8 protein-coding genes are annotated in these 6,801 nt (G+C 69.9%); 7 read left to right on the forward strand and 1 reads right to left on the reverse strand.

Annotated elements, in window-relative coordinates; all coding sequences use genetic code 11:
• Positions 1-281: acetyl-CoA carboxylase carboxyl transferase subunit alpha (locus tag VFR64_06480; GenBank protein ID HET9489381.1), on the forward strand; the 281-nt coding region annotated here is incomplete at its 5' end.
• A 14-nt stretch (positions 282-295) separates the two neighbouring features.
• Here VFR64_06480 and VFR64_06485 read toward each other — a convergent pair.
• Positions 296-1,285 (reverse strand): sugar-binding domain-containing protein, encoded by a 990-nt coding sequence (locus VFR64_06485; protein ID HET9489382.1) that lies wholly within the window; start codon positions 1,283-1,285, stop codon positions 296-298.
• A gap of 97 nt (positions 1,286-1,382) precedes the next feature.
• On the opposite strand from VFR64_06485, the gene VFR64_06490 reads away from it, so the two are divergent.
• The 6 genes from VFR64_06490 to VFR64_06515 all read left to right on the forward strand — a co-directional run.
• On the forward strand, positions 1,383-2,897 hold the full coding sequence (locus tag VFR64_06490; protein ID HET9489383.1) for a fructose 1,6-bisphosphatase: 1,515 nt from the start codon (positions 1,383-1,385) through the stop codon (positions 2,895-2,897).
• 201 nt (positions 2,898-3,098) lie between these two features.
• Complete coding sequence (gene miaB, locus VFR64_06495; protein HET9489384.1) at positions 3,099-4,442, forward strand: tRNA (N6-isopentenyl adenosine(37)-C2)-methylthiotransferase MiaB; 1,344 nt, start codon at positions 3,099-3,101, stop codon at positions 4,440-4,442.
• Positions 4,427-4,933 carry a bifunctional nuclease family protein gene (locus VFR64_06500; protein ID HET9489385.1) on the forward strand — a complete coding sequence of 169 codons (507 nt, stop codon included), beginning with the start codon at positions 4,427-4,429 and terminating at the stop codon, positions 4,931-4,933. Before miaB ends, VFR64_06500 begins: the two co-directional genes overlap by 16 nt.
• Before the next feature lie 11 nt (positions 4,934-4,944).
• The gene (locus tag VFR64_06505) at positions 4,945-6,102 is read left to right on the forward strand and encodes a glycosyltransferase (GenBank protein HET9489386.1); all 1,158 of its coding nucleotides are present in this window, start codon (positions 4,945-4,947) and stop codon (positions 6,100-6,102) included.
• Positions 6,099-6,410 (forward strand): hypothetical protein, encoded by a 312-nt coding sequence (locus VFR64_06510; GenBank protein HET9489387.1) that lies wholly within the window; start codon positions 6,099-6,101, stop codon positions 6,408-6,410. The genes VFR64_06505 and VFR64_06510 overlap by 4 nt, the downstream gene beginning before the upstream one ends.
• Positions 6,407-6,801, forward strand: a 395-nt coding sequence (locus VFR64_06515) for a phenylacetate--CoA ligase (GenBank protein ID HET9489388.1), incomplete at its 3' end; no start/stop codon positions are given. The genes VFR64_06510 and VFR64_06515, both read left to right, overlap by 4 nt.

The following is a 6,801-nucleotide window of genomic DNA, read 5'->3' on the forward strand; positions in this document are numbered from 1 at the left end:
CCGCGATCCTGTGGGGCGACGCGGGGAAGGCGCCGGAGGCCGCCGAGATCATGAAGATCACCGCCAGAGACCTGCTGCGCCTGGGGGTCATCGACGCGGTGGTGCCGGAGGCGCCGGGGGGCGCCCACCGCGACTGGGAGATCACGGCGGCAAACTTGAAGGCCGCGCTGGCCGAGCACCTCGGAGCGCTGCGCGCCAAGAGCCCGGACAGCCTGGTCCGGGAGCGCTACGAGAAGTTCCGGCGCATCGGCGTCTTCGAAGAGGAATCGTTGCCGCGGTAGCCGCCCGGGGCCCGCTAGGGCTTGAGGACGGCCTGGGCGACGTCCTCGTCGGTCACCAGGACGTTCATGAAACGGCCGCGCAGCGCCCCCCGGACGGCGTCGATCTTGCCCAGGCCCCCGGCGACCGCGATGACCGAGCGGTCGTTCCGCCGCGAAAGCTCCTGCAGCCGGTCCCCCGTCACCGACAGGACCCGTCGCATCAAGGCGCGTAGCTCGGCCTGATCGACGATCCGACCCTGGACGTCGAAAGGCTGATAGTTGATCTCGCCGACCACGCCCAGCTCCCGCAGCCGACGGACGCTCACCCCGTACGATTCCGCCAGCGAGCAGAAGCCCGGAGTCTGCTCGCCGATCTGGCCGATGCCGACCAGGGCGATGTCCACGTTCTGCACGGCGTCGTAGATGCTGCGCACCTCGGGGTCCCGGAGCAGCCGCCGCCGCTCCCGCTCGAACTGGCGCAGGGACACCAGGTGCTGGACGGGCAGGGCATACGCCGTGACGTGGGGTCGGTATTTCGCCGCCATCATGCCCACCAGCGTGTTGGGGGAGATGTCGACCAGCTTGAGCGTGCTCTCGCCGGAGAGGGGATAGAGGGCCAGATCCCGGAAGCGCCGCTCGCGCAGGCTGCGCACGGTCTGGTAGAGCGTAAAGCCGCACGACAGTCCCACCCGCAGGCCATTGGCGGCGACCTTCTCGAAGGCGGCGGCGGCGGCGACCCCCAGCGCCTCGCGGACGTCGGCCCGGCCGCCGGCGGCGATCACCACGGCGTCGTGCAGATCGAAGCGCTCCACGAGGGCGGCCTCGAGCTCTTGGGTGCGGGGCAGGTCCAGCTCCACCCGCACCAGGCCTTCGTCGAACGCCCGCTTGAGCAGCCGCGACACGGTGGCCGCGGACACGCCCAGCGTGCTGGCGATGTCCTTCTGGCTCCGCGCCTGGCGATAGTAGAGCTCCAGGCACTGCACCATCTGCCTGAGCTCGCCGGGCCGGTGAGAAATTAATTTCATGGGTTTCAAGTTCTTGCTTGACGGCGGTCAGTGTACGCCGTTATCCTGCTCCCGTCAGCCCTTTCTCCAACCCAACGACTCGGTCGAGGAGGCTCTCATGGCAGGCAAGCGGTATGGTGCCGCCGACGACACCCGCAAGCCCGCGTCCACCGATTACCACCAATCCCGGGACAACCTGGCCGATCTGCCCCAGACCCTGGCCGAGAAGATCCCGGTCACCAACACCCCGAACATCTTCTCGTACAAGGCCTACGTGTTCGCCAAGAGCCCCGCGCTGGTGCAGCGCTACGTGAAGGCGACCAAGGCCGACGTGGGCGGGGTGGGGGGGCACGTCGTGGCGGCCGAGGAGGTCAAGTCGGCCGTCGCCAAGTTCGTGCTCGACAACAACCTGTTGCGCGGCCAGCCCATGTTCAGCTCGTTGATCGTCACCCACACCGGGGACGACGTCGGGGTCACCGGCATCGTCGACGAGAACGTCGACATGAGCGTGGTGGACGAGCTGATGTGGGACGCGCTGCAGGAGGGCGCGGCGAAAGCCGCCGAGCTGGGCCTCTATGGGCCCGGGCAGGACCTGGTGGCCGATGCCTTCACGGGCAACCTGCGCGGGGCCGGTCCGGCCACGGTGGTGCTGCCGATGCCCGTGCGCAAGGACAACGCCTCACAGACCGTCCTGGTGTCGTTCGCCGACAAGACCGAGCCGATGGCCTTCAACTACTTCGCCACCGGGGCGTACCTCTTGCCCCGCTTCAACACCGGTCTCGTCATCGCGGCCTCCAAGATGAAGCGCGGCTACATCATGGACATCGTCGACCTGGACACCAAAGCCCAGGCCATCGAGGCGGGGGCCCACCCCCGGGATCAGAAGGCGCTCGACGGCAAGATGGAAGAGCTGGCCAAGGGTCTTCAAGAAAAGGTGATCCGCCTCCGGGCGCCCGAAGATCTCTACGACATCGAGGGGCTCTGCCGCTCCTCCCGCTTCGTGGTGGCCCGGATCTGGAGCCGCACCGAGCGCGGAGAAGCCGACCAGCTCGGTTACGTCGTGTCCGCGGAGCGGCTGCACAACATCAAGACCAAGAAGGGCTTCACCTACGGGGGCAAAGACGATCCCGTGCTGCTCTCACTGGCCCAGGGCGATTGGCCGGCGCCCGGTGAGATCACCTCGCCGTGGGCGGCCTGCCCGATGGTCGCCGGCGACTGCCGGGGAAGTCACCACCTGCACATCCTGCCGGTGCCGATCAACTCGCAGACGTCGTACTGGTCCGGGCCGATCCTGTCCTGCATCACGCTGTCCTGCAACATCCACACGGGACGTATCGGCGCCATCTCCGATCAGTTCGCCCTGGGGACACCGTGGGACGAGGTACGGCGGCGGGCCAGCGAGCTGGCGATCCAGTTCCGCACGGCCCACGGCATCAAGCAGCCCGCGACCCTCCACGAGGACGAGCTGGAGTACCAGGAGGGCTGGAAGGAGCGGCGCGCACGGCTGGAGCACAAGTTCGAGTTCAAGCCGCCCCTGACTTTCAGCGGCAACGGCAACGGGCACGGCGCCAGCGGCAGGGTCGGCGAACGGACTGCGGCCGGGCGCAGCGCTCGGACAGAAGAGATCGATTGATCGACGGGGCACGGGCTGCCAGGCCCGGGCCGGGTGGCTTCCGCCTGCGCGCGCCCGGCGGCTCGTGCCCCGCCAGTGGCCTCTCGTGGTGTGAGATGTGAGTCCCATCACCGCGCGCCTGGTGCAAAGTATCGGCGTGCGCGGACGAGCCTCCGTTGACTTCCCCCAGGCCGGGTGCTACGGTCGACTCAACGTCGCGCAATGGCTAAAGTTCACCTCATCACGTACGGTTGTCAGATGAACGAGTACGACTCGGAGCGCGTCGCCGGTCTGCTCAAGGAGCGGTCCTGGGAGCTCACCGATCGAGAGAGCGAGGCCGATCTCATTCTCGTGAACACCTGCGCGATTCGCGAGAAGGCGGAGGAAAAGGTCTTCTCCAAGCTCGGCCAGCTTCGCGTGCTCAAGGCGCGCAAGCCGGGGCTGATCGTCGGCGTGATGGGCTGCATGGCCCAACTGCATCGGGAGGCCATCCTGGCCAAGGCGCCCGGGGTCGAGCTCGTCTTCGGCTCCCCGGCCATCGCTCGGGTGGGGGATCTCGTCGAGCAGGCGAGACGTCAGCGGCGTCCGGTGATCGAGACCGGGGAGGCCCCGCTCGTCAAGATCACGGCGAAACCCACCGACGCGTCCCGCCTGAAGTCCTACGTCACCGTGATGGAGGGCTGCGAGAAGCACTGCACCTTCTGCGTGGTCCCGGTCACCCGGGGCCGGCAGCGCAGTCATCCACCGCCGGCCGTGCTGGCCGAGATCCGGGAGCTGGCCGCCGAGGGCTGCCGCGAGGTCACGCTGCTGGGACAGACCGTGGAGATGTACGGGCGGGACCTCCAGCCCGCCACGGATCTGGCCGCCCTGCTGGAGCAGGTGAACGAGGTCGAGGGGATCACGCGCATTCGCTTCACCACGTCGAACCCGTTCAACTTCACCACGCGCCTGATCCGGGCCATCCGCGACCTGCCCAAGGTCTGCGAGTGGGTGCATCTGCCGCTGCAATCCGGCGCCAACCCGGTGCTGGCGCGCATGAACCGCGGCTACACGCGGGAGCGCTACCTGGATCTCGTCGCCGAGCTGCGGGCCACCGTCCCCGACGTGGCCATCTCCACCGACCTCATCGTGGGCTTCCCCGGCGAGACCGAGGCGGATTTCGCGCAGACGGTGGACGTGGTGGAGCGTGTCGCCTACGACAACGTGTTCGTCTTCCGCTATTCGCCGCGGCCGGGCACGCCGGCGGCCACCATGGCCGAGCAGCTGCCGCTGGCCGTGAAGGCCGAGCGCAACAGTCGGCTCCTCGAGGTGGCCGGTCGCATGGCGGCCGCTCGGAGCCGCCGCCTGTGGGGACGCACGGTCGAGGTGCTCGTGGACGGGCAGGCGCGGAAGAACGCCGCCCAGCTCCAGGGGCGCACACGCTGCAACCGGGTCGTGAACTTCGACGCGCACGAGGCGGTGGCCGTCGGCGACGTGGTGCCGGTTCGGATCACCGAGGTGCTGCCGCACAGCCTGCGTGGGGCCGTGGCTTCGCTTCCGGAGGAGAGCGCATGTTTGTCGAAATGAAAGTGCGCGGGCTGGCCCTGGACCCGCTCTCGAACATGCCGATCATCATCTTGAAGGACGAGGAGGACAAACGCTCCTTGCCCATCTGGGTGGGCATCTTCGAAGCCAATGCCATCGCCCTGGAGCTGGAGAAGATCTCGACGCCGCGGCCCATGACCCACGATCTCATCAAGAACATCCTGGAATCGATCGATGCCCGGGTGCTCAAGGTCGTGGTCACCGACCTCAAGGAGAACACCTTCTACGCCGTGCTCCACGTGCAGCTCGGGGACGTCGAGTACACCGTCGACTCGCGTCCGTCCGATGCCATCGCCCTGGCCCTGCGAGTGGCGGCGCCGATCTACGTGGACGAGGACGTCGTGCGCAAGGCCAAGACCCTGGATGTCCCGGCCAAGGAGCCCGAGGCCGTGAAGGCCGACGACCCCGAGCAGATCCGGGAATGGCTGGGAAGCATCAAGCCGGAGGACTTCGAGAAGTTCAACAAGGCGTAGCGGGCCGGCCGGTGCGCGTCGCCCTCTTCACGAACAACTACGTGCCGTTCTGCGGGGGCGTCACCATCTCGGTGGAGACCCTTCGCGGCGGGCTGGCCCGGCGTGGCCACGAGGTGTGGGTGTTCGCGCCGCGTTTCCCCGGGGCCACCGCCGATCCGCGCGTCATCCGCTACCGGTCCGTTCCCGCGGCCACCTACCCGGAGTTCGCCCTGGCCATTCCGTTCTCGCCGGCCATCGCCGCGCGGACGCGGGCGCTCGGTGTCGACGTGTTTCACGCGCAGCACCCGTTCCTGTTGGGACCGGCGGCGCGCCGCCTGGCCACCCGGCAGGCCCGCCCGCTGGTCTTCACCTACCACACGCGATACGAGAAGTACGCCCACTACGTCCCTCTGCGGCGCGCGCTGGTCGAGGCGGCGGCGGTGCATCTGAGCACGCGGTTCGCGGCCCGGGCCACGGCGGTCATCGCGCCGTCGGGCGTCATCCGGGACGAGCTGGTGCGTCGGGGGGTGCGGACACCGATCGCCGTGGTGCCGACCGGCGTCGATCTGACGCGCTTCGCTCCGGGTGATGGAGGCGCGACCCGCCGGGAGCTCGGGCTCACGGCGGAGGATCGGGTGCTGCTCTACGTCGGACGGCTGGATCCGGAGAAGAGCGTCGAGCGCGTCGTGCTGGCCTTCGAGCGGATCGCCAGCACGGTGCCGCGGACGCGGCTGCTCCTCGTCGGGCAGGGGACCCGGGCCGAGGCGCTGCGCTGCCTGGCCGGCTCGCTGTCCGTGGCCGAGCGAATCCACTTCCTCGGGCTGCGAGCCCACGCGGCGCTGCCCGTTTGCTATCGGGCCGCCGACGTCTTCATCTTCGCGTCCGAGACCGAGACGCAGGGGCTGGTGCTGGCGGAAGCCGCGGCCAGCGGGCTGCCGGCGGTCGCCGTCGCCGCCCCCGGCTGCGACGAGGTCGTGCGGGACGGAGCCAGCGGGCTGCTCACGAAGGCCGAGCCGGCGGCGCTGGCCGAGGCGGCCATCGGCCTGCTCGTGGACGACGAGCGTCGCCGGGCGATGGGCGCCCGCGCCCGCGAGGTGGCGGAGCGCCAGTTCGGGGTCGACCTTCAGATCGACCGGACACTCGCCGTCTACGAGGAGGCCCGGGCCCGGGTCGCCCGGGAGCGGCGGTGAGCGGCACGCGCGGCGAGGCGGCGGCTCGTGTCGAGCAGGAGATCCTCGCCGAGAAGGCCGCGGCGCTGGGACGGGCCGGGGAACGCCTCGAGCAGGCGCTGGCCGAGGTCGCCGAGCTGGCCGCCGCGCTGGCGGCGACCCGGGCGCCGGCCGAGCGCGCGCGCCTGTCGCAGGCCTATGACGAGGCGTGGAAGCGCGCGGCCGGCGCGCGGCTGGCCCTGCTGATCCAGCGGGAGGCCGTCGGGCTGCGCCATCACCGTCTCGTCGATCAGCAGTTCCCCGAGCCGCCCCGCCGGCCGCCGGCATGATCTGGAACCCCGCCGCCGAGTGTCAGCCGCCGGATCAGCGGACGGCCCTGCAGCTCGAGCGCCTGCAGCTGACGCTGCAGTGGGCGTCCGCGCGCGTGCCCTTCTACGCCGAGCGGTTGAAGGGGCACGCGGTTCGCTCGCTGGACGAGCTGGCCGGGCTGCCGTTCACGCGCAAGAGCGACCTTCGCGAGCACTACCCGCTGGGCCTGTTCGCCGTGCCCCCGGGCGAGCTGGCGCGCATCCATGCCTCGTCGGGGACCAGGGGCAAGCCTACGGTCGTGGGCTACACCCAGGACGACCTCGAGATGTGGCGCGAGGTCATGGCGCGTGTGATGGTGGCGGCCGGGGCGCGGCCCCGGGACCTCCTGCACATCGCGTTCGGCTACGGGCT

The organism is Candidatus Methylomirabilota bacterium (assembly GCA_035709005.1).
GTDB lineage: Bacteria > Methylomirabilota > Methylomirabilia > Rokubacteriales > CSP1-6 > 40CM-4-69-5.